Raw genomic sequence first — 24126 nt, 5'->3', positions numbered from 1 at the left:
CATATCCATATAAGGAGACGTTTATGATTTCCCGAGCGAACCAACTCTTGGCCTCTACCGCCTTTGCGATTGCAGTGGCTGGTTGCGCGAGCACTCCGCCGACAATGCAGGAGATCTCGTCCAGTGCGAACCCAGCAACCGAAATTGAGCGCACGGAGGAAATGTTAAAAGAAGCGCGTGATCAACAAGTGGATGTTCTATCTCCTGAAAATTTCACGGACGCCTCTAAAGAGCTTGAGAAAGCCAAAGAAAAACGCGAAAAAGGAAAGTCGAATGAAGACATTCTTGAACACGTAGCGAAGTCTCGCGGCTGGCTGCAGGAAGCCAACTCGAAAGCCGAGATTTCCCGCACTTCCATGAAAGAAATCACGGATGCACGTGCCGGCGCATTACGCGCGGGGGCTCCGACACTTTTCGAAAAAGAATGGAAGAAAGCTGAAAACAATCTTGAAGACATCACTGCCTCCATCGAAAAAGGCAATCTGGGGCCGGCAGAGAAAAAAGGCAACGATCTGACAACTCGTTATCGCGAGCTTGAAGTTGACTCTGTCAAAAAAGCCAATCTTTCAACAGCCCAAGAAAATATCGACGCTGCCAAAAAAGAAGGAGCCTTGAAAAAAGCTCCGAAAACTTTGAGCATCGCGGAAATGAAATTCGACAACGCCTCTAAACTCATCGAATCGGATCCTCGCAACAATGAAGCGATTCGCCGCGCCTCTGAAGACGCGACAAGAGAGTCCGTTCATCTTACTGATGTCACTAAAAAAGTGAACGAAGGGAATACCGAGGATCTTGTTTTGACGGCGGAAAAACAACAGCGCACCATCTCCAGTCTTAGAAAAGACTATTCGTCAACAGAACAACAATTGGAACAATCACAAAGCCAATTGAGCGCGACGGAAGCCGAAAAGATGGAGCTGCAAAAACAAGCTGACTTGAACGCAGCGGCTTCAAAATTGCGCACTCAGTTTAAACCCAACGAAGCGGAAGTTTACGTTGAAAACAATAAAGTGATGTTGCGTTTGAAGAACGTGCAGTTCCCCTCAGCCAAAGCCACCTTGGGCCCTAAGAGCCAAGCGGCTTTACGCAAAGTGGATACTGCTTTAGCCGAAGTAAAACCTTCTAAGATTACAGTGGAAGGCCACACGGATTCGACAGGCAGTTATGAAAAGAATAAAGAGCTTTCAGCACAAAGAGCTGAAGCGGTTGAAAAATTCCTTGTATCACAAGGCGTGGTTTCAGAAGGGCAAGTTGAAGCCGTCGGTATGGGACCTGAAAAACCCGTAAGCGACAACTCAACGGCACAAGGTCGGGCGCAAAATAGACGTATCGATCTGCTTATTGAAACCGAATAGGAGGTGCCTTATGGCAACACACCTTTCGGGACCGAAATGGACGGAACTAAAAAAAGATCTTATGCAAAAATGGCATGAGCTCACTGAAAATGACCTGGAACAAACCAAAGGTCGCTCCGAATCTATTGCGGATCTCTTAGAACGGAAGGTGGGTTTGGCCATTGAAGAGGCCAGCGAAAAGGTTGCGGAAATTGCTTCCCATTACCATCTTTATGATGAACCTGAAGAAAAACCTGCAAAGGTTTCTCAGGAGAAAAAGGAACGAGTGATGGAACTTAAACCCAAAAAGCCGGCTCGCCGCGATGTGAATCCAAAGGCCTAACTCACCTCAGGGAGTCCCGTCTTGCAGGCGGGACTCTTTCTTTCTGATCACCGAAACAAACGAACATGGCACCGCCGAGATCACGTCAACCACTCCATTTTTCTTTTCAATGAGTTCCAACGAGTCATAACCTAAATGCGTTTCCCGCACAAAAACCATCCGTCCGCCCTCTTTCAGTTGCTCGAAAAGTTTTTCAGGAAATTCTCTGGAGCCTGCTGTAAATATCGCGCGATCGTAAGGGGACTCTATCTGATAGCCTTCAAACCCGTCGCCTTCCAGGACCACGGCGTTTTTCACGTGAAATTGTTTTAACATATCGGTCGCTCTTTTTGCCATTTCCGGAATCACTTCGACGGAAATCACTTTCCCAGTGTCACCCACAATATGCGCCATCAAGGCGGTGTTCCACCCGCTTCCCGTTCCGAGTTCAAAAACCTTATGACCGGATTCAAGTTGCAACATATCCAGAATTTTCAAAACAAAGCTGGGTTGCGAAATCGTCGACAAAAGCGGAGATCGCTCAAATAAAAGAAGCGGATGATCTGAGTACGCTTCGGCTATTGAATATTCCGGTACAAAAAGATGACGAGGATGATGATAAAAAGCCTCGACCACCTTCTCAGACAGAGGCAACGCTTTTTTTATCACGTTTTCCTGATAGAGTTCGATTTGTGAAGCCATGATTAAGCTTGCAAGCTTTTAGAGGCAACGGCAAGCTTGTATCATGACACTCACGCAACTCGAATACATTCTTGCCGTCGCCGACACCGGAAGCTTTAGCCAGGCCGCACGCCAGTGCCACGTTACACAACCGACTTTAAGCATGCAGATTCAAAAGCTGGAAGAAGAGTTGGGGATCGTCATATTCGATCGCACGAAACAGCCTATCAAAGCGACTTCGGTCGGCGAAGAAATTCTGCACCAAGCGCGCTTGGTCGTGCGCGGTTCACAACATATTCGGGAAATCGTCGATGATGCGAAAGGTTCTTTAAAAGGCGAACTGCGTATCGGAATTATTCCCACCTTGGCACCTTACTTATTGCCGTTGTTTCTGAAAAGAATGAAGGATGCTTACAAAAACCTGCATTTGACCTTTGAAGAACTGCAAACGGAAACAATGGTGGAAAAAATCCGCACGCACAGCCTTGATCTAGGTATCGTTGTCACACCCATTGACGATTTGAACATCGCCAATCACGTTCTTTTTTATGAGCCCTTCTGGGCTTACTTCGCCAAAGGGCATGCGCTCTTAGATAAAAAAAGTGTGGATGAAAAAGACTTGTCCATTGATGAGGTTTTGCTTTTAAACGAAGGCCACTGCTTCCGCGAGCAAAGCCTGTCCTTGTGTCGTAATCGCAAACAAGTCCTGTCTTCCGACAAAAGTTTCACCTTCGAAAGCGGCAGTCTTGAAACTTTGAAAAAACTCGTGGATCAGGGCGAGAACTTTACACTTTTACCTTGGCTGGCGGCCATGGACGTTCAAGATAAAAAGCGCTTACGACCGTTCTCAGAGCCGATTCCTACTCGAGAGGTGAGTCTCATTCATGGACCACATTTTCAAAGAAAAGCGCTGCTTAAAGCGCTTATTGAAAACATAAAGAAAAATCTTCCTGAAGGGCTGTCTTTGACTCGTGCTAAAAACCAATTAAAAGTAGACAATCCGCTAGGAACTCTCAAATAGTTTTCATCTATGCCCGCCTTTAATCTATAGATTTTCACTATACTTTCTATAGAAAAAGAGAACTTTCCCCTCTGAAAAGCCTGCCCTATCCTAAAAGAGGTCAGAGGAGGCATTTATGAGACAAAGTACACATGCGTCTAAAGAAAGTCGCAATCTGCAATCCGTGCCGCGAGCTGAAACGGATATGGCTAATGTTGTCGAAACCCTGAAAGTCACGTTAGCCGACGAATATCTTCTGCAATTAAAAACTCAAAACTTTCACTGGAACGTGGAAGGTCCCTTGTTCTTCTCTTTGCACAAACTCTTTGAAGAACAATACAAAGAACTTTTTGAGTTTGTCGACAGAACGGCGGAAGTCGTCAGGGCTTTGAAATCCAAAACTCCGGGATCTTTTAAAGAATTTAAAGAACTTTCATCAATTCAGGAAGCTCCGGAAAAATTCAGCGCGAATCAGATGATCGAGACTTTGAGTCAAGATCATACGAATATCGCGATTGCTTTGCGATCCCGTTTGGAAGCCGCGGAAGAAGCGGAAGAAACAAGTGCTGTGGTGCTTTACGAAGATTTGATTACTTTCCATGAAAAGGCAGCTTGGATGATTCGAAGCCACAGATCTTAACTGACGTTTTAGAAAGGAAACTGCTTTATGATGAGTGCGTGGATGGGACTTTTAGCAGGTGGTATTACAGGGCTCTCAACGATGCTCGGTGCTCTGCCTGTGCTAAAGCAGGAAACGAAAACGTGGAATCCCTGGCGAAGCCTCAATCTCGATTTTGCTATCGGGATGATGCTCGCCGCGGCTGCCTTTAATCTTATCGGTCCCGCTTATTCAAGCGCCCATGGCGCGACTGGAGTTTCGTTGGCGCTCGTATTAGGCGTGGTTTCCATTTACGGACTCAGTCATTTGATTCACAAGGTGTCGCCTTCCGATTGGTCATTGCATCGTCGTGCTTGGCTTTTTGTCACGGCGATGATGCTGCATAATCTCCCAGAGGGTTTAGCTTCGGGAGCTGCATTAAGTGCGGACTCTATTTCTCAAGCCAACGGTTGGACTGTGGTGGGCGCTATCGTCTTTCAAAACTTTCCTGAAGGTTTAGCGACGGCTGCTGCTTTTCTTTCTATTGGGCTTTCCCGCAAAACGGCCTTCTTTGGTGCGTGCCTTACAGGTGTCATGGAAATCTTGGGCGGTGCCGCAGGTGGATTGTTCGCGACGGTGACTTCGGCATCTCTACCTTACATTCTTGCGTTCGCCGGCGGCGCGATGATCAGCGTTACTTTAGAAGAAGTTTTTGCGAAGCTCAAAGAAACGCAAATGCGCTATCTCTTACAAAAAGAATTTGTCATGGGAGCTCTCTCCGTTGTGGTGATGAACTGGATTATCGCCTAGACAGGACTACCAAAATCCGTTTAGGCTTTAGGTATGACACTCACATCTTTGCAAACTGTCGCTTTAGCCGCTCTTGTTGTTTATTTTGGTCGCTACCTCAAACGCAAGATTCACTTTATCGATAAATACAATCTGCCTTCCCCGGTTATTGGCGGATTCATTGTGGCGTTCATTCTTTCGATTTTAAAAAGTTACGATTTATTTTCGATTCAATTTAACAAAGGTCTCGAAGAAGGTTTGATGATCGCCTTCTTTGCGTCGATCGGTTATTCGGCGTCTCTCAAATTATTGAAAGAAGGCGGACGTACCGTTGTGTTTTTCTTGGCTCTCGCGATCGTCGGTCTTTTCCTGCAGATTGGCGCGGGCATCGGCTTGGCAAAACTTATGGATTTGCCGCCTTTAATGGGTGTTTTGACTGGAGCGGTGTCGTTGACAGGAGGTCCCGGCACCGCTCTGGCTTTTGGTCCTTTGTTTGAACAAGCTGGAGTCACCGGCGCTTCCGTCATCGGTCTTACGACCGCGATGGGTGGAATTCTTTTGGGCGGACTGGTCGGAACGCCTCTTGCGACTCATCTTTTGCATAAAAAAAATCTGGTCAGTGGCAACCATAAAACGGTGTCGCAACAGGAAGCACCTCTGCTGCTGAAGGCGACTCCCGGCAAAGATCTTTTGATGCATTTTCTGGGACTCGCAGTGATTATGGGTTTCGGCACGGCTTTGAGTTCTTGGATAAATGCACAAGGAATCACTTTGCCGATCTATATTGGCTCGATGATTATCGCGGCCGTCGTCCGCAATATTGAAGACGTAAAACCTGTTTTCCAAATTCAAGCCGACTGGATTGAGGAGATTGGTTCTGTCGCTCTGACTCTTTTTATCGCGATGGCAATTATGTCTCTGCGTTTAGACGAACTTAAAAACGCCGCTTTGCCGATTTTTGTTTTCTTGATTGTGCAAGTGCTGCTTGTCGCGATCACTGCCTTGGGGCCTGCTTTTTGGTTTACCGGAAGGGATTATGAAGCCGCAATTATCAGTTCCGGTTACGTAGGATTTATGATGGGAACTTCGGCCAATGCCATGGCCAATATGTCATCCCTGTCACAAAAATACGGTCCTGCACCAAAGGCTTTCTTAGTTGTTCCTTTGGTCGGATCTTGTTTCATTGACTTTATCAACGCAACAGCGATTACTTTTTGTCTGAATTATCTAAGATAACTAGATGACGAGCTCGATGATGGCGCGGAATCCATGGTTGCCCGCCATAGCTCCAATAATATTTCGAAGCGAAGTAATGTTCTTACCTTGAGATCCGATCAATTTCCCGCGGAACTCCTGGGGCAATGTCACTTTATACACAGTCGTTTTATCCCCGGTTGCGAAACTGACAACGATTTCCTGGCTCGATGTCATTTCTTCGATCACACTCTGAAGCACTTTAGCCAACCGGTCTCTTACCGCGTTGTCTTCAATAATTGTCTGAGTTAACACTCGTTCCTCCGTCGATTTCTCTCTCATTCTGTAGGGAATCACAAAGTGGACGCAATAGTGAGGATTCCTCCTAGCCTAGAATGTGTTCCACCAAAGTCTTTGCAGAAACGCTTGAGTCTCTACATTTCCCGGCCATTCTTCTACTCAAACAGGAAAAGTTTAGTTTCAATTCAGTTCTCAAATATCAATAAGGAGGCCCCATGAATCGCTTGATGACTTTCACTGCTGGACTTTGCTTGTTCCTACCAGCCTTTGCGAACGCCAACCCGGCTTTGGCCCTTGATGAAGATCAAGAAATTGCCATGACTCTGGTAGAGGCGCTGGAAAAACCTCATCATCCTCAGGAGTGCGAACAAGTGCAGCTTGACGATGCACAAAAAACCGCTTTACGTGAGGCAAAGTTCGCTTATGCAAAACAAAAAAACACAACAGACGCGGCTTTGAAAAACGCATGGATGGACTACGTTCACACCTTGGTTGATACGACATCGACAAAAGACATCGGTCTGGCTGCTGCGAACAATCTCAAAACGACGGCGATGACAGCGGGTACTGCCAAGATGAATTTCGAATTAAAAGTGTTCTACGATATTCTGAAACCGGAACAAAGAATGCCAGCTCTTCGCTGCACGATGAAGATTAAAAGACAAAAGATGATGGAAAGACTCATCGAACGCTGTTCGAAACTTCCGCCGAAACAACCTTAGTTTTACTAATGAGGGGTTTCTAGAATGGAGGCCCCTTTTACTTCGGCTGTTTAAAGATTAGTCATTCAAGAAAATAGTTCCTGCCTCATGGGGAATAATCTCTCCGCCATCGAAATAACAGATCCCGTCTGATATACAAGGCCGATGCAAAAATCATTTTTATTCTTGATCACGGGAATTCTCGCTCTGCAATTTGTCGCGACTTCTGCTCAAGCGTGCAGCTGTATCGCCGACCCTTTTTCAAAGAAATACGAGTACTATAAAAAAACCTGGTACGGCACGAAGAGAAAATGGACTTGCGTTTACACTTGCCAAGACGCTCAACAACAGCGCACGCAAGTGACCGGAACTCATGAAGATTGGTACACAACGGATAAGGGCCTTGAAGGTATCTGCGACGGACTTCACTATGTGAATCGCTACAACACTTACAAGATGGATTTCGTGTGGCAATTCGAAGAAGCGCGATGGTTCGATGCAAGTGACTCTTCTGCCGCTGAACTTAAAAAATGGAATCAGGAGAAATGCCGCTAAGCTGAGCTCCTGTCGCATCTGCCTCGTCTCTCGTCCTGAGAAAGTGTGATTTTTCCCGCCGCCAAAATGAAAAAAGGTAGGCTTCACTGTAAGGAAAAAATCACGGATGATCAAAACAATCTTTTTAATCTGCGCAAGTCTCTTTTGTTTTTCCGCTTGTTCCCGCTTGGACTTAGCGGTGAATTGGGCGGACACTTTTCTCGCCGCAAAAGTCGACGACTATTTCGACATCTCATCAGAACAAAAAAAGGAACTTAAAAAATATCTCCAGGCGGACTTCAAACGCCTGAAGAATGAGCTTTTACCGCAATGGATGGACGAGATCTCCAAATTCAAATCCGACGTTGCGCAAGGATCTCTGACAAAAAATCGTGTGGAGTTGTATTTTAATACTGTGATGAAAAACGTGTCCTCCTTTACAGGACATTTTTCAGAGACCGCAGTCAGCTTCATGGCCAGTGTTGATAGCAATCAACTGAACCACTTCAACAAAGCTTTTCGGGACAAAGCCAAAGAAGATCACGAAAAAATAAGTGATACGCAAAAATATCGCAATAACCTGCGCGACAAATACTATAAATATTTTGAGATGTTTCTTGGTGATTTAACCGCCGAACAAAAAAATCTGATCGAAAAACATTTAAACGAGACACCCTATCCTGCGGCATTAAAACTTAAAAACAAAGAACACGTCTTTCAAACTTTTTTGAAAGAGCGTGGCTCGCCCGAACAAATCGCTCTTTTTGTAAAGAATTACTCCGCCCATCCGGAACAGTATTCCCTGCCCGAGTATAAGCAGGCTTATCAGCAATACCAGCAAAGCTTGGAAAAGCTGGTTGTGCAAGTTCTGACGAGCTTGAATGCGAATCAAAAGGCGGAATTGCTGAATAATCTTTCCGAAAAACTGGCGCAGCTCGAACGAATTCGCAAAAGAGGCTGATTTTCTCTTTTTGAGACAGGCCTCTCTATAATCTTTCCGCGCTCGCTTACCGACAAGATAGAGAATGCTGAGGCTGCTCGTTTTTCTTTTATTTCTTAGTTCCGCTTCTTTCGCGCAAGGCGATGACCTCGTGCCGTTTGCGAAGCAACTCGATAAAACTCTTCGCCATTTGAATAAATCAGAAAGCCGTCCCTGTAATGCGGAATCGGTGACTCCGGCATCGGCGCGCACGGTGACTTTCGAGGGAAAACGCGCCACGGTTATGAGCGAAGAAGACGCGCAAAAACTATTTGCGGAATTCCAAAGCAACGACGAAATCCCTTTCGATTTTTCCGTGGCTGGTTGCGAACAGCGCGCTCATGAAATGTCGCGCTTGCTTTTGCTTAAAGGTATTACTCCGTTAAAAGGCTTTGCGACGGTGGACTTGAAAAAAGCTCCGCGCCTTAAAATTCCGCATCCAAAGAAAAAGGGTCAGATCATCACATGGAAATATCATGTGGCTCCGGTGGTCTTGGTTGAAAAAAACGGAAAGATCATTCCCTATACGCTCGACCCTTCCATGGAAAGCCAGGCCGTCCCATCGACACAGTGGAAAGCGGATATGACGAAGCACGATCCGAAAATGGACGCTCGCCTGACATTCACTCCGGCGACACAGTATGATTCTCAAGGGTATATCAAGATCAATTTTGCGGATAAGTCCTTTAATGACGGCATTCGCAAGTCATTGCAAGAATTCAAACAGTATAGCAAAGATCCCAATGGCGAAGATGAATATCTTTTCCAGCTTGAGCGCGAACAAGAGCGCCTCGACATGATCGACGCCGGCTATTAAAAAAGCCGCCGAGGTTTCCCCCGACGGCTTCGTAAACTGAGTCTTTTCCAACACTCTTATTAGAATGTCACTGGAGTCATATGCGGCAATTTGCCAGCATCTGAGTTTCCGATGATCATACCACGTACTCGTGAGTGACGAGTTTGCGGTTTGAACGGAAGACCTTTGTATTTTTGACCCGTCGTTGGAGATGGCACCCAACGTCCGTTGTCGCCCACTGTCCATTCACGGTAGTACATATTCGTATGAGTACCTTCAACAAGGTAATCCATCGTTGTACCAGGACCCGCCATTTTCACGGCTGCTTTGAATGTGAAATGGTTCTCTGCCATACCTTCACCGAACTTACCGTAAGCTGCTGCGAATGCCTTCGGATTCGAATTCATGTACTTGTACATAGAACGCAACGCGAAGTACATTTTGCTAGCTGCTGCGGATGTATTTTTGATCGTTCTGTTTACGCAAGTGCCAGAGACACCAGCGCCACCGTCAAAGACGCAATAGTCGTACGGATCGCCTTTAGAGCTGAAGTATGGTTGTACCATATCCACGGCTTTATCGATGAACTCGTCTTGACTCATGCTTTGTGCCGCACTCATCAATCTCATAGTTCCTTCATCACTGAAGTTGACGTTGAATTCAAGACCTGTGTAACCAAGATCACGATCAGGGACGCCAATCATCAAAGAGTCTATACCCGTTTTTCTAACAAGCTCCATGATACCTTTTTTAAGGCGTGCACCATTTGATTTCTCATGTCTGAATGCATAGGAGTAAGTACCGAACATGCTTTCCATAGTCGAGTGAGTATCCCAGTTTTCAACGGAGTACTTCGCACCATAGAACATAAGGTCTTTCTCTTTATGTCTTGTCCAGAAACGAGAGTCTTCAGAATCTGAGTAGATACCGTAGTGAACACGAGCCGTGTTGCGATCGATATGCATATCAGATGTCGTGAATGAATATACTTTGCCTGTGCTGTATGTTTTGTCCCAGATAATTGGGATCGCCAAAGACTTGCTGACAATACGGCCTGTAGAGACAGAGCGGAATGTTTCCACTTTCAATACAGGAGCGCGCTCAACAAGATTTTTCGTTGGCTGTGCCGCAATATTTTCTGAAGCAAGAACGTTACCGCGGATCATATCTTCGTAAGCCTTACGACCTACTTCTGTCGATAGATCGAACAAGAACGAGAATCCATCATCTGCATATTTGAAGTCGTTAACACTCAAAGTAAGGATGGCAACGTTCGTGAACATTGAGAAGCTGTTCAACTTACCGCGTGACATTTTCACGTACGCTGTTTGTGAATCCACTTTCTCTACGTATGTTTCCCAAGTACCGCTTGCAAGTTTAGCAACACCAACACCAACAGGACCGAAACCAGCACCTGCAGAGAAGATGATACCACCGTGACCGACATAAGTGATGCTGTCACCAGCGTCCCAACGATCTAGGTCTGAAGCGTCTTTAGGAACTTCCCAACGTCCGCCCATAGCGTGCGCTTTTTCCAAAGTGCTTACGTAGCGAACTGATTCTGTGTCTTTACCTACGATTGGCAATACACCGACGTAGCCCCAGAAGCTCTGACGAATTCCAGTTGCGTTATCGAACCAGAATTTCACTTGCGCACCGATACCTACTTCGATTGAACCGTAAACAGTTTTTTGGAAACCGTCACGATAGTCGCCGTAAATCAAAGCGTCTGAACTAGGTCTGTAATCGTAGTTTACGAATTTAGACTTAGGCTGAACGTCTCTGAAGTGAGGCGTCAAGTTCACGATGTAAGAACCGTAGTCGAAGCTGAGATGGAACAGAGGTTTTAACTTCGCTTTCAACTCGTTTTCTTCTTCCTCTTCAAAGCCTCCCGTAGTGGAAGTCGCAGTCGCTGTTGAAGTCGACGTAGACGTAGAAGTTGTCACTGACGTGGAACCTTCCGTCGTCTCTGTCGTAGTTACAGTCGGCTGTTCTGTTGTCGACGTTGTGATCGTGCCTGCCGTAGTTTCCGTCGTTGTCACAGTTACAGTGACAGTCGGAGCTTCGGTTGTGGAAGTTCCACGAATGCCGTTATTTCCGTTATTTCCGTTATTGCCGTTGTTCGCATTATTCGCATTACTGCATCACGCGAAACACCCTTATCATTCGGGCCGAGCGGAAGATGTCTCTGTCGTGCTTGCGCATTTGCGGGCGATGTTTCCACAGAAGAAACAGATTTCTATCGGCTACTCCATGAGCGGCAATATTTTGTTGTGCCTTTTGGGAGGTTTTCGCGGGAAGCACAAACCAGACGGCGCTATCACCGTGAATGCTCCTCTTAGTCTTAAAGCGGGATCGAAACTTTTAAAAACGGGATTTAATCGCATCTATGATATTCGCTTCGTTACGCGCCTTAGAAAGAATATCAACGAGAAATACAAACTCGGTTTGATCGACGAGCCTTACAAGGTTCCGCCTTGGGCGACGGTGTGGGACATGGACGAGATTTACACGGCACCAGCTGGCGGTTTCAAAAGCCGGGAAGACTATTATGCTTCTTGCTCGTCCATTCATTATTTGCCGCAAATTGATGTGCCCACTTATGCGTTGACGGCGGAAGACGATCCGTTTGTTTCCGTGCACAATTATCTTTCAGCACCTTTTTCAAAATTCACCAGTGTGCATATTGAAAAACGCGGCGGCCATTTAGGTTACATCGCAAGAAAACCAACACCGTTGGGAAGTATTCGTTGGTTGGATTATTATCTTTGTGAGGCGCTCAAAGGGTTAGAAAACACCCTTCGTTAACAAATTCAGACGCTCTTTCCAGAGCGAGTAAGAAGGCGACGTCGCTCCGGAATCATACACGGGTACTTCCACCACGCTCTTATTTAATTTCCGGCAAAGATTTTGTACGTAAGGGGCCGTATACCAGCCTCTCCAGGGGTGCGTAGGGGAGGAGTTGCCGATGTCTGACCATGCTGTTTTTTTAATTCCCCAAATTTCGCACGACGGATCTTTAAAGGGCTGTCTGTTTTTTTCTCGAGTAATGGCGTTAAAGGTGTGTTCGATACGATGCCGAGGTTCGCGTTTGTATTGGAAAGGACTGTCCTTGCGGCTGGTGCGATCTCCCCAACAGATATCGACATCGGGCTCGGTCATCAGATGCTGCAAAATTTTAAATAAATCGCCTAACGGAGTTGCCATCTCCACAGTCGCGACAAGAACAAACGGAGCTTGGGCTTTGTGTAAAGCGTGGCGCAAGCTTTCCGCGCGACCGCGTGTTTTTGTGTTCTGCAAAAGCACCAAGGTTTCTTTGGGCCCGGCATTTTTAAGTTCGGGCTGAAGGATTTCGGAACAGGCCGAAGCATTATTTTCGACAGCGAAAATCAGTTCGTAAGACAAAGGAAACTTCTGAAAAAAACTGCGCACGTCTTTCAGGAAATCCGGCACGAGCGCGGAGTCGCGGTTTAAATACACAACGAAAGAGCAATGCGGGGTTGACACAGAAGATTCCATCTTTACGATAGGTAACAATGAAAACGGTGAAGGTCACGCATTTCTCAGTGCCATTTCTATGGATCGCGCTTTTAGTGGCGACGATTTTCACGCGTTTTTATGACATCGAGCTTAAGCCGATTCATTTCGACGAAAGCATCAACGGCTGGTTTGTCATGCAAATGGCAAAGCTGGGATATTACAAGTACGATCCGAACAACTATCACGGCCCGCTGTACTTTTATCTTTTGCAGGGATTTGAATATGTTTGGGGCACAAGCCTGACGATTTTGCGCGCCGTTCCCGCCGTATTCAGTGTTTTGTGTGTGATGATTTTTACCTTTGGAATTCTATCGTCGTCAGCTGTGCAACGCTGGATGATCTTTTTTCTCTTTCTAAGTCCCGCGTTTCTTTTTTTCGGGCGCTCGGGCATTCATGAAATGCCTTTCGTCTTTTTCCAAATCGTCTTTTCTTTGGGAGTTCTGCGTTGGTTTGAAAAACCCGACAGCAAGGCGATAGCGCTGGGTCTTGTCGGACTGTGGGGGATGACGACGCTGAAAGAAACCTTCGCGGTGTTTCTTTTTGCATGGACGCTTGCGCTGTTAAGTTTGGGAGCTCGCGGACTTCGGGAGTTTTTCGCCAAAGAAAAATGGAAACAGGCCTGGACGTCGCGTGTGACGATTCTTTTTGCCTTGTTACTTGTGCTCTTTGTACAGCTCTTTACCGGCTTTTTTAAAAACGGCGCGGGATTAGTGGATTTTGTAAAAGCGTTTTTGCCATGGATGAAAACGGGTGTTCACGGCAATGGCCATGATAAAGAATTCGCGTACTGGCTCAAGGTGCTGTGGGAAGCGGAGCCTTTGGTTCTTTTCGGAATTCTCTTTGCTGTCAAAGGTGTTTTTGCCAAGGACAAGGCGCTGCGTGTGTTGAGTGTTTTTTCCCTGACGCAATTTCTTGTGTACTCTCTGATTCCATACAAGACCGTGTGGTGCATTCTTTCTTTGGTGTGGGGATTTTATTTTGTTCTGGCTTATAGCTGTGTGGAGCTTGCTCGTTCGCGTTTTGCAAAATATGCGACCTGGGTATTGATAGGAGCCTTGGCCGCTTTGGGCGTGCGCAGCGCTTATCTTTCTGTTTATAAACATCCTTTGTGGTTTGAACATCCTTACGTCTACGTGAACTCCACCGAGGATCTTGTCTTGGTGCAAAACACACTTCTGCAAGAGGCGCAAAAGCGTCCCGAACTTTTGCAAGAACTTGTTCAGGTCGGCATGAAAGAGCAGTGGCCATGGCCTTGGGTTTTGCGTTCGTTTACTCATGTGCGGTATGATCTCTGTGCAAAAACGGTGTTCCAGGGAGCGGCAGCATACTTCTGCGAGATGCCGGAATCTTTGGCGGTGGATAATTTGCTGTCGGAACCTTATTGGAAAATCAAGGTGACTCTTCGCCAATCGCGAGAGCCTTCCGTAGTGTATTTGAAGAAATCTATTTTCACGGCAGAGGCTTTCCCAGAGGCGGAGGTCGTCGGAGTTGGGGAGTTTATCAAATGAAGAAAACGGCTTTAACGGTTTCACTTCTGTGTGCAACGTCCGTGTCGGCGCAAGTTCACAAGGTCGACGTGAAAAAGGAACTTCCAAAAACGGGAGTTGTGGATCTTTACCACACAGCGAACGGTAAAAAGAAAGTTCCGCTGACATCTCTTTCTCAACTCAAAGATTATGAAATCCATCTTAAATGGAATGAATGTGTTTCTTTGGCGCCGCAGGTTTTTGCGAACCAAAAACCTCTTCGCGGGTGGGTGGCTTTGACGTGGTTTCATTGTTTGGAGCAAGCGCAGCTTAAGAAAAAGGATGCCAGTGCGGAAGCAAAACTTCTTGCGACAATGGCAAAAAACCAAGAGCTTCTTTTCGAAGGTCCCTGGTCGACGTCATTGCACGAAGCTTGGCTGAGTGTGCAGCTGGCGCATCTTGAAGAGCAAGTTCTTAAGAAGAACACCAAAGTCGCGGAAGAATTGGAGACGCTTCTTAACGGAAAACATGTGCTTTCAAAAGAACAAAAATCCAAGATCTATCAGTTGTTGGGTGACATCTCTTTGCAAAAAGTGAATTACGCTGAAGCTCAGTTTCTTTACGAAGAAGCGCAAGATCAGCGAAACTCCGCTTACTTACAGGACAAGTTGGACTTTCTTGCAAAAACTCGCGGGGAAACAGAGAGCGTAAAACAACCGGCGTCCACCCTGACAGAAATGGGCGAGGAAATTAAGATCGAAGAGCGTCTTCGTCAGTCTTTAAAACAAGGTGATGATGTATCGGCGCTTAAAGACACCATGGAGATTTTAAACAAATATCCAGGCAGCCGCTCGGCGAAGCGTTTAAAGGACAAGCCTTTAGAAATTTATAATGCCCTCAGTGAAAAGCTTGCGAAAGTAAAAGCTTTAAATGAGATGGAAGAGGCCGATCCATCGCGTTTGTTGGACTGGGCGCAAAGTCTGCACCGTCGTGGTGATTTCGCCGGAGCACTTTCGCTTGCACAAAAAGCGACGAATAAAAACTCTCAATCACCGCAGACGACGAACGCGTTGTGGATCGCGGGACGCTCGGCGCATTTCTTAGGACAGTATGATCGTGCGCTGGATATTTATAACAATCTTGTGACTTATCACAATGGTTCGGATGAAGCAGCGGAGGCGTTGTTTCGCTCGGCTTTGATTTATTATCGCAAAAAAGATTTTTCGACGGCATCGGCAATGCTTGAAAGACTTTTGCAGCAGAATCGCGACCGCTACGATTTGAATTCACAGTATTGGCTGGTGCGCTCTCTGCAGGAATCAAATCCAGAGCGCGCAAAGCAGGCCGCAGCGGCGCTGATTGAAAAATATCCGTTTTCTTATTACGGTTTGCGTTTAAGCGCCGAGGCTGCGGGTGGAAAACTCACATGGCCGGAAATCAAAGACAAAGCTCCGAAATTGCAAAACGATATTTATCTTGTAGGCGCACAGAAGAAATCCTGGCAGCGATTCAAATCCTTGTCGACGGCGGGTTGGGTGAGCGAAGCCCAAGCGGAACTCAGCGGACTTCCGTTCATCAAAGATGCGACGGTGAAAGTGTCTTTGGCTGAGGCGTTGGCGCTTCGTCAGCAATACATGATGGCGATTCGTCTTATCAATGAAGCCATGGAAGCCGAGCCTCGCTTGCGTCGCGAGCAGTTTATTAAAATCGGTTATCCAGAAATTTTCACTTCGTTGTATCAGGCTGAAGCAGAACGCTACGGCATTGATGTGGTGCTGTTGCGCAGTTTGACTCGTCAAGAAAGTGCTTTTAACTTGCGAGCTGTTTCGACTTCGAATGCTCTGGGCCTGATGCAGATGATTCCGCCGACAGCCCAAGAAGTTGCAAAAAAGTTAGGCATGAAAGTGGAAATTCCAGACGATATGTTCCGTCCGGAAATAAATATCCCGATGGGCTCGTTCTATGTTTCCCAGATGTTGGACCAGTTCCAGGGTAACGTGCCTTTCGCTTTGGCGGCATATAATGCGGGGCCCTACAGATTGAAGACGTGGCTCGAAGGAAGAGCTGAGGTGAGCGAACTTGTTGGGCAGGCGAGTGGTTCTCCTCGAGATGAGCTGTGGTTTGATGAGCTTCCTTGGACGGAAACGAGCTTCTATGTGAAGGCGATCCTTCGTAATGTTTTGCTCTATAGACTAGCTGAGGAAGGAACGATCTCTTTGAAACCTGTCCTATGGGTGGATTTGCTGAATAAAAAGGCAAAATAAGGGAGATGTTTTATTGAAAAATGCTTTTGAGTTTTGTAGCCTGAAAGCTGTGTCGGAGGGACTCATGAGGAGACTTTTAACATTGAGCTTGGTCCTGGCCTTTTTGGCAGGGTGTGCTCATAAGAACGTGAGCACGGAAACCGAAGGTTCAGTAGGAGCCAATGGTGAAGCGGAAATCAAAGATATCGGTTCGTTCCGCTTATCAGATCCAGAAGGACCCAAGGTGGTCGACCAAGAGTTGGAGTCCATCCCTACGGAAGTGAATCCTCTTGTTGAAAAATGGATTGCTTATTTCCAAGGACGAGGCCGTCCTCACATGGAAAGATATTTAGCACGTTCCACGCGTTACGAAAAACTGATGAAAAAAGTTTTGCGCGACAATGGTTTGCCTGAAGATCTTTTCTATATCGCATTGATCGAATCTGGTTTCAGTTCAAGAGCGACGTCGCATGCCGCGGCTGTGGGTTACTGGCAATTTATCCGTGGTACGGGTAAACGGTATGGTTTGGATATCAACGCGTTCGTGGATGAAAGACGTGACCCTGTTTTCGCAACTCAAGCGGCGGCGGAATACTTCAAAGGTCTTTACAGCGTTTTCGGTTCTTGGTACTTGGCGATGGCTTCTTACAACGTGGGTGAAAACCGCGTGAAGCGTGAAGTGATGAATCACTACACCCGTGATTTCTGGGAGCTCGCTCGTAAGAAGAGACTTCCTAAAGAAACAATCAATTACGTTCCTAAGTTCATCGCAGCAAAAATGATCGGTAAAGATCCAGCGAAGTACGGTTTTGACGATATCGATTATCTTCCACCGATCGAATTCGATCACATCACTGTGAACAAGCCTGTCAATCTTCGTGCAATGGCTGACAAGTTGAACTTGAACTACGAAGACTTCAAAGCTTTGAATCCAAAGTTCAAAGGGGAAGTCGCCGTTCTTAAAGGCAGCGAACTGGTTTTGCGTATTCCTCCGGGAACAAGTGAAACAGCTCTTGTGGCAGCCAATGAAGCTTTCGTTGATAACGTAAGATTCATTGCCGATACAGGCGACACACAAACATATCGTATCCGTCGTGGCGACACATTGAGCACAGTGGCTCGTCGTTACCGTACGACTGTGGCATATCTGCGTGATTTGAACGATCTTCCTCGCCGTAAAGCTTTGCGCGTGGGGATGAGAATCCAAGTTCCAGATCGTACGCCTTTGAAAGACCGTGTATCGACAAAGAAAACATTGGTCGCAAAGAATTCTTCCTCTGAAAAACAAACTGTGACAGTAAGTTCCGATGGACGTTATTACATCGTTCAATCCGGCGACTCTTTGTTCACGATTGCAAGAAAATACTCTACAAGCGTTTCTCAGCTTCAACGTATGAACAACATCAAACGAGGTCGTACTTTGAAAGTGGGCATGAAGCTTTTGGTGCCAACGCCAGACAGTTCTTCGGCGCGTGAAATTGCGAAAGCCAAAGTTCACGTGGTTCGCAGAGGTGAAAACCTGTCTGCCATCGCGGCGAAGTATAATGTTTCGATGAGCGATATTAAACAAAAGAATCGCATCAGAAACCCGGCCTCTTTGGTCGTCGGCGCACGCCTCGTTATTCCTGCAGAATCAGCCCAATAAATAATTGTCTGAAGGCGAAAAGAAGAACCCCGGTCAGCCAAAGCTCCCGGGGTTTTTTATTGCTTATCAAATGAAATTCTCAAATTTATATAGCGATAGCGGAGACATAGGGAAGTGATGACTCTATGATTTCTCCCGAGTCCGAATCGCACGCGACGAGGGCGCCTCCCTCATAGGGTGCGCCGTGGACGTTTTGAATATAGCCAATGATGTTTAATTCCTTATTTCGCAAAGACATTCCATACAGGCCGCCGATTTCGATGCCTGGATCCCAAGCGAGAGGCTCATCGCTGGTTAAAGATAACTTAGCCAATGTGTTTCTGGGAGTTGCAGAGGGACCGACTTGTTCGAACTGGCCAGCGATAATCACGTTAGTTCCATCCGTCAAAACTTTCTCAACAATGGAATCGGGCTGAGGTCGCCACGCTGACAAAGCGGCCGTCTCGACATCCAAAGCTGCAAGGCGAGCTGCCGTTGCGTCTCCTTGAACTTGCGAGAAATTGCCGCCAATTACGATTTTGTCTCCTACGAAATCAAAATCAAGAACCCGTGTTCCCGTAACCTGCGCATCCCAGTTTTCCACGGCACCGGTTGTCGGGTTGAGTTTTGCAATAAAGTTACGCGCAACCGCAGGAGAACCGACGGAAGAAAAACTTCCCGACATCCACAAAAATCCTTGATGCAATTTCACGCTCGAAACAACTCCATCCGCGTGCGCCTCCCACGGCGTGGCTTCTCCTGAAAAATCAATTTCCGCAACATAGTCGCGGGGGACTGGCGTGGCTCCGATTTCAGTAAACGTGCCTCCTGCAAAAATCGTTGTACCGGTTGCAAAAAGAGTGATGACACGACCGTTGGGAGAGGGATTCCACGACGTGATATCGCCTGCAGGATCAATCATCACAAGATATTCTCTGCTCTTGACCGAGACCCTGTCGAAAGAGCCCACACTGATAAGCTGACCGTTTTCAAAGTAGGCGTGGTAAATGTCCTCTGGAAGTTGTTCTGAGTACGCCAACGAACCATCCGTTGTCTTGAGAATGGCGCTTCCTTTCGCTTGCATGCTGCCGATATTTCGGAAAGAACCGACGATCAATAGATGATCTTGGCTCGCGAAGATATTCATCACCAAGCCATCGGGTTCGTGGCCCACGTTGCTCCAGGTGCGAATGCTTGGCAAAGCACCGCTAATGTCGAAGGAGGCGATACCGACCGTGGTTAGGGCGTCGTAACCGGAAAAATTACCCCCGACCCATAGAGTGTCGCCGGAGATATCAAAACTTGTTATGGAAGCAAAACCCACCGGGTCCATGTGACTCTGCCAATTCCAGCCGCTGTCAGCGCCTGTCGTGGGATCGATAGCGGCAAAAGAAGTATTGGCGCCGCCAATTGTGGAAAAGGGACCGCTGACATAAAGCAAATTGCCATGCCCGAGCACTTTAAACACCTTGCGATCTGGCTGTGGAGTGAAAGTCGCAAGGGCCTCATTGTTATTGAGATTCAATGCCGCCAAGAAAGGATTCGTCACACCATTTCTTCCGGCAGAGTCAAATTCGCCGCCAACATAAAGTCGATTGTCGTGAATGGAGATGTGATTCACAAAAGCATCTCCCGAGCCCGATGCCGGAGTGACCCCGGGGTCCCATGCTGTCAATAAGCCCGTGGCAGTATCAAAAGCCGCGAGTGCAACACGGGGTGAATCCGCGCTGCCCGCAGATGTAAAATTCCCGCCGACATACAAAATGCCGTTATGAAGTTTTAAAGTATTAACCTCGGCCGGTCCTCCGTCTGCTTTCAGATTCGCATTCCAGTCGGAAATCGTGCCATTGGCGTTGATGTGCACAAGGCTTACGAGAGTTTCTTCTCCGGCCGTAGCGAAAAAACCTCCACCCAGGTAATAGCCACCGTGACCGTCTGGTTCTATGGCATAGACATAGCCTTGAATTGCACGCGGAGCCGCGATGATGTCTGCGATCTTATTTGTAGAAAGGTTGACTCGCAAAGTAGGATTGCTGCACTTGCCGACGCTTACAAAATCTCCGCCAACGACTTTATGGCCGTTTTCTAAAGTGATCTCACTTTGAACCGTACCATCAAAACAGTACTCGGTTTTATAAGATACTGGCGGTGGCGATTCCGAATTCTCATGGGAACCAAACATTGTTGCACTCAGGCTGCAGCCGCATAGATATAAATAAGCAAGAGACGCAACAAACGTACGAAGAAGTATTGATCGCATGCAGGACTGTTCGGAGTATCGTGAAGATTTCTAAAGTGTAATATCCAGCCGACGGAACATTATTCCTCGATCGTCAAATGTGTGATGGCCTCACGAATTTTGCGAATCGCGATGTTGCGATCAGGAGTCGCCGTGCCTTTACGGATCTCACCGCGACGACCGTTGTAGAGGTAATAAAGATAGTCCTGCAGAGTCTCTTCAGAAATAGGCTCGTGATAGTGCGCCAGATTGCGCAGCTCTTTAATTTGTTCCGCAGCGAAAGCCAGCGTTGCGATCGCGGCGTTATGCGGGCGTTTCAACTGGTGCTTCTCGATTTTGTAGTGCTCAACCACGACGTCAGGAATGCGCTTGATTTGCGTAGGCCCACGGCTGTTCGCCGATGTGTCCAGGCCATTGCCTTTAAGTAAAGAGACGATAACCGGAGCGGTCTGTTTCAAACGGTATTTAAAGTTTTGCCCGTATTCTGTTTCAGGCGCTAAGACACCGAACGCAAACTCCGCCAGCATATTGTATTCGTCATTTTCAAGTTTCAAAAGTTTCATCAATGTCGGCTTTTCTCTTTGCAAAGTGAGAACGTAATTGTTCGTAAAAGCATCCGTGAAATCGACGCGGAAAGTGCTTTTGCGAACTTCATAATTAGCCGGACTGTAGTTAAAGTCGGGACGATTGCGCAAAACTCTGGCGGCATTGAACGTAAGTTGGTGATTACGAATGCGGAAGTGGTGAGCGTCCGTTTCAGGCAGGACGTACACACGAGTGCCCGCAGGAATTTGCATAGAGCCTTGAAAGACCGTGTGCAGACTCTGGTCTTTTTCCGCCTTCAAATAGTGAAGAGAGTTGCGAGTGCCGGCGTAAGTATAAATACCGGAGCCACCGCGCTCAAGCTCATCGCCCGAGTATGTGCGGATATCCGCCGAAGCAAGAGTTTGTCCTTGTTCACCGAAATAGGTCGCAAGCTTTTGTTTTTTATCGACCACCACGTAGGGGGCGAGGGTGAATTTGCGATGATAAGCCTGAATCACCGAGAGGTCGTCTTGGGAGTTGATTTCATTGCGCTGTTGAACGTAGGCACGGAAATTTTCCGCCGCCATCGCCATGGAAGAGAACGCAATCACGGATACGAATGAAAGAAGTACAAGCTTGCCTGTTTTCATACCCTGGGAAAGTAGCAATTCCGCGGCCTTCCGTGAGTCACCCTATTGCTTTTAACGTAAGAGGAGCGTCTAAGAACCTTTCATAGTGACAAAATCCGGGTTCTGCCTCATATGCATAATAAACTTCTCGGCATGAATTTTACTTATATTTCATTCTTTGAGTAAGAAGAGGACCTTCAAAAAACAATTAAACTTCTCTTCTAAAGAGAAAGAGTAAAGGAACTTTTTATGAAAATGTTAATCGTAGCAATGTTGACAGTGGTTGCAGCTTTCGCAGCTCAAGCAAAAACAAGAACAAACGTGGAAGTCATCGACGGCGTTGTATATCAATGTACAATCGCGATGCGCAAGTACATGGTGCAAGAGTTCACGAAAGAAGTGGCTGCTTATCCAGAAGCGAAAGAGGAAGTTGCCAACTTTAAAAAGTTCCTTCAAGAAAGTCTTGTCGACGGTTGTCGCCATAGAGAAGCTCCCGAAAATGAAGATCTCACTTTCTGTGATGGGTCTGCTTGTTATGGCGCTTCGGCGGTATTTAAGAATGGCCGCTGTGAAGTGAGTGATTATTGGTCTGGGCAAGACGACCAAGATGGTAGCGGCGATAAAGCGGAATCTTGCTTGATGGATTTTGATTTTAAAAAGTAGAACGCTTTAAAAACAGAAAAATCCCGATGTCGGGATTTCTTTCGCAGGCTTTTAAAAAGTGCTTGCGAGGAATCTTCAGTGATAACTCGCAAGCTAAGGGGAATGAAACCAATCCTTGTATGTATTTGTTCCTTCCATATGCACACCTCTGATTCCTCAGGTGACTCACCTTTGGCAGCTGGCTGGCGTGGCTTGCACCGACACCCCTCTAGCTTTGCGTCCCACCGTTTCCGATGGTTTGCCTTGAGGCAAAGGAAGGATCTAAATCCTAACGAGTATAACCCTAGGAACCTCCTTTGAGTTATTCTTCAAGATCCAACCTTGTTCATCATTCTTTTAGAGAGGCCTGAACCGTGAACCTCTTGGTAGCAATCCTGGTGATTCGCACGTCACTTTGGTGGTTCATCATGATGATCGTGAATTCGATTTTTCATCCGCGTCCTCCCTTAGCTTGGCCCTAAAAGCTTTCACTTACCCGAGGTAAGTCTCCCGAGCCATGTGGTTTCAACTCTTTCAGGATATCTCGACCAAAGTTTTATTTTCAATAGCCCCACATTCGATTCTCAAAATACGTCATATTTGCGAATCACTCTGAGAAAAGGCGCTCAATTTTGTTTGAGGATGAAACAAGAAATAGGAAAGCAGAGAAATAAAAAAGGACTCCGCAGAGTCCTTTTTGAAAAACAAATTGAGGGTCATGAACTCCCGCCGTCGCACTACGGAAGAATAGTGCGAATGCGATCGGCGATTTGCATGAAGGCTTGTGCTTCAGCGCCGTTAGTGTTCGCCTCAACGATTGGAATGCCTGCTTCGCAAGCAAGACCCACGGATGGATTGAACGGAACTTCACCGAGCTTCGCAATGCCTTTCGAAGCGGCGTAAGAATCCATCTCTCCCTTAGGGAAGAGCTGCATTTTTTCACCGTTTACCGGGTTTATCATGTAAGCCATATTTTCGATCATACCGAGCAAAGGCACATTCACGCGTTGGAACATATCGACGGCTTTTTTCACGTCAAGCAAAGCTACGTTTTGCGGAGTGGAAACAACCACGGCCCCTGCAACGGGAACTTTTTGTGACAACGTCAATTGAATGTCGCCCGTGCCTGGAGGAAGATCGACAAGAAGGTAATCCAACTCGCCCCAGTTCACATCGCGAAGGAATTGATCCATCGCTTTAAAGAGCATAGGTCCACGCCAAACGACAGCGGCCCCCTCTTCGACCAAGAAACCGATGCTCATCAGTTTAATACCGTAACGAACGATTGGTTCCAGTTGGTTTGTCTCAGGATTGATCTGAGGCTTCTGCCCAAGTGTTCCCAACATACGCGGAATGGAAGGGCCATAAATGTCGGCATCCAAAAGACCCACTTTGGCTTTACGACCTAACGCCATGGCAAGATTCGTAGCCACCGTACTTTTACCGACGCCCCCTTTACCGGAACTGACGGCAATAATGTGTTTCACTCCGGGAATCGCAGTTTGCTTATCGAACGGATTTGGTGCTGCCATGCATGGGACTCCTTGAAAAATTTTGGCTTCCAACGAATAATAGAAGTTGGATGAATAGCCAAGACTTTTTGACATTGAATTTAGTGGGAGCGGGAGCTTTCATCTTTTGGTATTTACTTTCGCGGGGAGGAAGCACTCGTCCCACGCAGCTCAATTTAAATGCAAAAGATAGCGCGCCGCCACTGATAGACGCCGAACCTGAGAAGACTCAGCAGGTTGTGGCTCTGCATCGTCATCCTGATTTGCAAAATAAAGCCTCTAAGAACCTAAATGTGATGTTTAATTACAATGGTCATTGTTGGGATGCCTATGAAGTTTTGGGCGTGCCGGCCGGGGCGTCGATCAAACTTGTTACCGAGGCGTATCAAACGGCCTTGCGTCGATCCGACAAAGAGTCGGTGGAGTTCTTGGAAACGGCTTACAACGCCATTCTCAATAACAACAAGGGTGCTTAGTTC

At 46.9% G+C, this 24126-nt stretch carries 23 protein-coding genes and 1 riboswitch; of the genes, 16 read left to right on the top strand and 7 right to left on the bottom strand.

What is annotated here, in order from left to right:
• Positions 1–23 precede the first annotated feature (23 nt).
• Together QJS83_RS07145 and QJS83_RS07140 are read left to right on the top strand one after the other, a co-directional pair.
• On the top strand, positions 24–1355 hold the full coding sequence (locus QJS83_RS07145) for an OmpA family protein (protein WP_284608482.1): 1332 nt from the start codon (positions 24–26) through the stop codon (positions 1353–1355).
• A gap of 10 nt (positions 1356–1365) precedes the next feature.
• A complete protein-coding gene (locus QJS83_RS07140; RefSeq protein ID WP_284608481.1) occupies positions 1366–1677 on the top strand; it encodes a transcriptional regulator in 312 nt (103 codons plus the stop codon).
• A gap of 6 nt (positions 1678–1683) precedes the next feature.
• Here QJS83_RS07140 and QJS83_RS07135 read toward each other — a convergent pair whose 3' ends face one another.
• Positions 1684–2358: a protein-L-isoaspartate O-methyltransferase family protein gene (locus tag QJS83_RS07135; RefSeq protein WP_284608480.1), complete on the bottom strand. Its 675-nt coding sequence runs from the start codon at positions 2356–2358 to the stop codon at positions 1684–1686.
• Between the two features lie 43 nt (positions 2359–2401).
• Between QJS83_RS07135 and QJS83_RS07130 the strand changes: the two genes are divergently transcribed.
• The 4 genes from QJS83_RS07130 to QJS83_RS07115 all read left to right on the top strand — a co-directional run bounded on the left by QJS83_RS07130 (position 2402) and on the right by QJS83_RS07115 (position 5960).
• The gene (locus tag QJS83_RS07130) at positions 2402–3358 is read left to right on the top strand and encodes a hydrogen peroxide-inducible genes activator (RefSeq protein WP_284608479.1); all 957 of its coding nucleotides are present in this window, start codon (positions 2402–2404) and stop codon (positions 3356–3358) included.
• 115 nt (positions 3359–3473) lie between these two features.
• Positions 3474–3977, top strand: coding sequence for a Dps family protein (locus QJS83_RS07125; RefSeq protein ID WP_284608478.1), 504 nt, complete (start codon positions 3474–3476; stop codon positions 3975–3977).
• Positions 3978–4004: 27 nt separating this feature from the next.
• Positions 4005–4745 (top strand): ZIP family metal transporter, encoded by a 741-nt coding sequence (locus QJS83_RS07120; RefSeq protein WP_284608477.1) that lies wholly within the window; start codon positions 4005–4007, stop codon positions 4743–4745.
• A gap of 33 nt (positions 4746–4778) precedes the next feature.
• Positions 4779–5960 (top strand): sodium/glutamate symporter, encoded by a 1182-nt coding sequence (locus QJS83_RS07115; RefSeq protein ID WP_284608476.1) that lies wholly within the window; start codon positions 4779–4781, stop codon positions 5958–5960.
• Here the strand turns inward: QJS83_RS07115 and QJS83_RS07110 are convergent, their stop codons facing one another.
• A complete protein-coding gene (locus tag QJS83_RS07110; RefSeq protein WP_284608475.1) occupies positions 5961–6233 on the bottom strand; it encodes a KH domain-containing protein in 273 nt (90 codons plus the stop codon). It abuts the gene before it with no gap.
• A 200-nt stretch (positions 6234–6433) separates the two neighbouring features.
• Here QJS83_RS07110 and QJS83_RS07105 point away from each other — a divergent pair, with 200 nt between their 5' ends.
• The 4 genes from QJS83_RS07105 to QJS83_RS07090 all read left to right on the top strand — a co-directional run bounded on the left by QJS83_RS07105 (position 6434) and on the right by QJS83_RS07090 (position 9249).
• Positions 6434–6940, top strand: a complete 507-nt coding sequence (locus tag QJS83_RS07105; RefSeq protein ID WP_284608474.1) for a Spy/CpxP family protein refolding chaperone — start codon at positions 6434–6436, stop codon at positions 6938–6940.
• 144 nt (positions 6941–7084) lie between these two features.
• Complete coding sequence (locus QJS83_RS07100) at positions 7085–7474, top strand: hypothetical protein (RefSeq protein WP_284608473.1); 390 nt, start codon at positions 7085–7087, stop codon at positions 7472–7474.
• Positions 7475–7580: 106 nt separating this feature from the next.
• Entirely contained in the window at positions 7581–8414 is an 834-nt protein-coding gene (locus tag QJS83_RS07095) for a DUF6279 family lipoprotein (RefSeq protein WP_284608472.1), read from the top strand.
• Between the two features lie 64 nt (positions 8415–8478).
• Positions 8479–9249, top strand: a complete 771-nt coding sequence (locus QJS83_RS07090) for a protein-glutamine glutaminase family protein (RefSeq protein ID WP_284608471.1) — start codon at positions 8479–8481, stop codon at positions 9247–9249.
• Positions 9250–9308: 59 nt separating this feature from the next.
• Here QJS83_RS07090 and QJS83_RS07085 read toward each other — a convergent pair whose 3' ends face one another.
• Positions 9309–11174 carry a hypothetical protein gene (locus QJS83_RS07085; protein WP_284608470.1) on the bottom strand — a complete coding sequence of 622 codons (1866 nt, stop codon included), beginning with the start codon at positions 11172–11174 and terminating at the stop codon, positions 9309–9311.
• Between QJS83_RS07085 and QJS83_RS07080 the strand changes: the two genes are divergently transcribed.
• Positions 11125–12036 (top strand): YheT family hydrolase, encoded by a 912-nt coding sequence (locus tag QJS83_RS07080; protein WP_284608469.1) that lies wholly within the window; start codon positions 11125–11127, stop codon positions 12034–12036. The two genes, QJS83_RS07085 and QJS83_RS07080, sit on opposite strands and share 50 nt — an antisense overlap.
• Here QJS83_RS07080 and QJS83_RS07075 read toward each other — a convergent pair.
• A complete protein-coding gene (locus QJS83_RS07075; RefSeq protein WP_284608468.1) occupies positions 12016–12747 on the bottom strand; it encodes a glycosyltransferase family protein in 732 nt (243 codons plus the stop codon). The genes QJS83_RS07080 and QJS83_RS07075 overlap by 21 nt on opposite strands.
• A gap of 17 nt (positions 12748–12764) precedes the next feature.
• Here QJS83_RS07075 and QJS83_RS07070 point away from each other — a divergent pair, with 17 nt between their 5' ends.
• The 3 genes from QJS83_RS07070 to QJS83_RS07060 all read left to right on the top strand — a co-directional run bounded on the left by QJS83_RS07070 (position 12765) and on the right by QJS83_RS07060 (position 18122).
• A complete protein-coding gene (locus QJS83_RS07070; protein WP_284608467.1) occupies positions 12765–14276 on the top strand; it encodes a flippase activity-associated protein Agl23 in 1512 nt (503 codons plus the stop codon).
• The gene (locus QJS83_RS07065) at positions 14273–16498 is read left to right on the top strand and encodes a transglycosylase SLT domain-containing protein (protein ID WP_284608466.1); all 2226 of its coding nucleotides are present in this window, start codon (positions 14273–14275) and stop codon (positions 16496–16498) included. Before QJS83_RS07070 ends, QJS83_RS07065 begins: the two co-directional genes overlap by 4 nt.
• Before the next feature lie 64 nt (positions 16499–16562).
• The gene (locus QJS83_RS07060) at positions 16563–18122 is read left to right on the top strand and encodes a LysM peptidoglycan-binding domain-containing protein (protein ID WP_284608465.1); all 1560 of its coding nucleotides are present in this window, start codon (positions 16563–16565) and stop codon (positions 18120–18122) included.
• 85 nt (positions 18123–18207) lie between these two features.
• Here QJS83_RS07060 and QJS83_RS07055 read toward each other — a convergent pair whose 3' ends face one another.
• Together QJS83_RS07055 and QJS83_RS07050 are read right to left on the bottom strand one after the other, a co-directional pair.
• On the bottom strand, positions 18208–20361 hold the full coding sequence (locus tag QJS83_RS07055; RefSeq protein ID WP_284608464.1) for a Kelch repeat-containing protein: 2154 nt from the start codon (positions 20359–20361) through the stop codon (positions 18208–18210).
• A 59-nt stretch (positions 20362–20420) separates the two neighbouring features.
• Positions 20421–21515 (bottom strand): hypothetical protein, encoded by a 1095-nt coding sequence (locus QJS83_RS07050; RefSeq protein WP_284608463.1) that lies wholly within the window; start codon positions 21513–21515, stop codon positions 20421–20423.
• A gap of 228 nt (positions 21516–21743) precedes the next feature.
• On the opposite strand from QJS83_RS07050, the gene QJS83_RS07045 reads away from it, so the two are divergent.
• Complete coding sequence (locus tag QJS83_RS07045; RefSeq protein WP_284608462.1) at positions 21744–22157, top strand: hypothetical protein; 414 nt, start codon at positions 21744–21746, stop codon at positions 22155–22157.
• 170 nt (positions 22158–22327) lie between these two features.
• A riboswitch (cyclic di-GMP riboswitch) is annotated at positions 22328–22410 on the bottom strand.
• 463 nt (positions 22411–22873) lie between these two features.
• On the opposite strand, the gene QJS83_RS07040 is transcribed toward QJS83_RS07045, so the two are convergent.
• Positions 22874–23668: an Mrp/NBP35 family ATP-binding protein gene (locus QJS83_RS07040; protein ID WP_284608461.1), complete on the bottom strand. Its 795-nt coding sequence runs from the start codon at positions 23666–23668 to the stop codon at positions 22874–22876.
• Between the two features lie 50 nt (positions 23669–23718).
• On the opposite strand from QJS83_RS07040, the gene QJS83_RS07035 reads away from it, so the two are divergent.
• Positions 23719–24123, top strand: a complete 405-nt coding sequence (locus QJS83_RS07035; protein WP_284608460.1) for a J domain-containing protein — start codon at positions 23719–23721, stop codon at positions 24121–24123.
• Positions 24124–24126: the final 3 nt, after the last annotated feature.

This window comes from Bdellovibrio sp. 22V, from assembly GCF_030169785.1.
Classification (GTDB): Bacteria; Bdellovibrionota; Bdellovibrionia; order Bdellovibrionales; family Bdellovibrionaceae; genus Bdellovibrio.
The sequence above is the reverse complement of the archived record's forward strand: the minus strand, read 5'-3'. Positions and strand labels throughout refer to the sequence as shown.